The organism is Micromonospora alfalfae, assembly GCF_022230925.1.
Lineage (GTDB): Bacteria > Actinomycetota > Actinomycetes > Mycobacteriales > Micromonosporaceae > Micromonospora > Micromonospora alfalfae.
Window position 1 is genome coordinate 1 of sequence record NZ_JAKKFH010000052.1, and the last position, 2,308, is coordinate 2,308.

1 protein-coding gene and 1 pseudogene are annotated in these 2,308 nt (G+C 68.8%); both read left to right on the forward strand.

Annotation, left to right across the window (positions count from 1 at the left end; genetic code table 11):
- Positions 1 to 20: 20 nt before the first annotated feature.
- Positions 21 to 914, forward strand: a pseudogene (locus MED01_RS31200) (IS481 family transposase); the annotation flags it as partial.
- A gap of 885 nt (positions 915 to 1,799) precedes the next feature.
- Positions 1,800 to 2,198, forward strand: a complete 399-nt coding sequence (locus tag MED01_RS36405) for a DUF6188 family protein (RefSeq protein WP_372493764.1) — start codon at positions 1,800 to 1,802, stop codon at positions 2,196 to 2,198.
- The last annotated feature ends 110 nt before the right edge of the window (positions 2,199 to 2,308 follow it).

Consider the following 2,308-nt stretch of genomic DNA (forward strand, 5'->3'; position numbering starts at 1 on the left):
GGGTTCAGGCTGGGCTTGCGGTGACGGAGGTGGCCGATCGGTTCGGCGTCTCCCGCCAGGCGGTGCACCGGTGGTTGCGCTGGTATGCCGAGGAGGGCTTGGACGGATTGCGGGACCGCTCGCACCGGCCCCAGGGGCACCCGGCCCAGACCTCGGCAGAGGTCGAGTCGGTTATTTGCGAGCTGCGCCGTGGCCATCCTCGGTGGGGTCAGCGGCGGCTGCACTACGAGTTGGGCCGTCGGGGTTGTCCCGGTCCGGTTCCGTCGTTGAGCACGATCTATCGGGTGTTGGTCCGGCATGGGCTGATCGATCCCGTGCCTCGCCGTCGTCGGCGGGAGGACTACCGGCGGTGGGAACGTGGCCGGCCGATGGAGCTGTGGCAGATGGACATCGTGGGTGGTGTCATGCTCGCCAACGGGCGGGAGGCCAAGGTCGTCACCGGCGTGGACGATCACTCCCGGTTCTGCGTCATCGCCGCTGTCGTTCCTCGGGCCACCGGCCGGGCCGTCTGCCTCGCCTTCGCCGAGGCTCTGCAACGGTTCGGGATGCCCGAGGAGGTGCTGACCGACAACGGCAAGCAGTTCACCGCCCGGTTCAACGCCGGTGGTGGGGAGGTGATGTTCGACCGAATCTGCCGGGAGAACGGCATCACCCACCGGCTTACCAAGCCACGCTCACCCACCACCACTGGCAAGGTCGAACGGTTTCACCAGACCCTGCAACGTGAACTGCTCGATGACGTTGAGGTCTGGGCCGACCTGGCCGAAGTTCAGGCAGCCATCGACGCCTTCCGCCACGAATACAACACCGCACGGCCCCACCAGTCTCTCGGGATGGCGTTCCCGGCGGAAAGGTTCGCCACCCGCCCCACCGAGGCGTTGTCCCTGCGGCTGCCGCCAGCGCTGACCACGGCCCGAACGGGTCCGGATGACGCGCCACCGGTCGCGCTGCCGAACCCACGTCCGTCACCCGAGCAGCAGCCGGCCACCACTGCGGCGCCGCTGGTCATGGCGGCCAACGGCGTCGACCCGGTCAACCTCGCCGTCGAGATCAGTCGCACCGTTCCCGCCTCGGGCAACCTCGCCGTTTGCGGGCAACAGTTCTGGCTCGGCCCCACCAGGGCCGGACTCACGATCGGCCTCTGGGCCGACACCTCCGTCGTCCACCTCCTCCTCGACGACGTCCGGCTCAAGACCGTCCCCTCCCGGCTCACCCCCACCCACCTGCGTCAGCTCCTCGCCGACGGCGGCCGCCCCGCCGGACCGCCCCCGGTCACCGCCGGCCAGCTCAAGCCGGGGGCTCCCGTCGAGGTCGACCGGCTCGTCAATCCCATCGGCCTGGTCAGCCTCGCCGGCCGGCAACACCCCATCGGCTACCACCTCGCCGGCCGACGCGTCACCATCCGCCTCGACCGCGGCGTGCTGCACCTGCTCGACGCCGACCGGACACTGCTGCGCAGCCTGCCAAATCCGCTGACCCTGGCCGAGCAGGCCCGCATCCGCGACGCCCGTCCCGCCGGACCCCCACCCGTCCCGGCAGCCCAGCCGCTACGCGTCGAACGACGCGTCAGCAGCCGCGGCGCCCTAGTCATCGCCGGCCAGAAAATCCATGTCGGCATCGGCTACGCCGGTCGAACCGTCACCGTCGAAGACGCCGACACCACCTTCCGCATCCACGACGACGACCAAGCCGATCGCTAGATTCAAGGTCCGTAAACCCGAACCTCCACGCCAGCGCAAGACGCCGACCGGCACCTGAATCAGGATGGGCCCGATGAGAGTCCCCACCCCGTTGATCGGCTGTCGTGTCGACGCACGGCCTTCGACTACCAGGTTCGGCTCAGCCTCTCCGCGCTCGACCCCGACGAGGGCTACCGAGTCGACGCCGAACTGGCCATCGAAACTCCGTTCCTGCTCTGCGACCCGGACGGGAAATGGCACGAACTTGACCCCGGTGCCGGCGCCCGCCTGGCGCCCGTCCTGGACCTGTTCGGCCAGACCATCACCAGCGTTGAGATCCGCGGCAAGGGTGCCCTCCATCTGGCCTTCGGCAACGGCGCCGAGTTGCACGTCGGACCCGACCACAACTACGAGTCCTGGCACCTGACGGGAACGGGAGTCGACCCGATAACCGTCGGCCCAGACGGCGAAGCCGACTGGCAGCCGCCTCCCCAGCCTGAACCGCGCCACATCGGTTAACATCCATCCATGATCGTCTAGCCGGACGTGTTACAGATCAAGTGACAGCGATCCGTAACGCATCAAGTGGAGCCCGACATCGCCGGCAGCCGGCGCACAGCTAGTTCCGC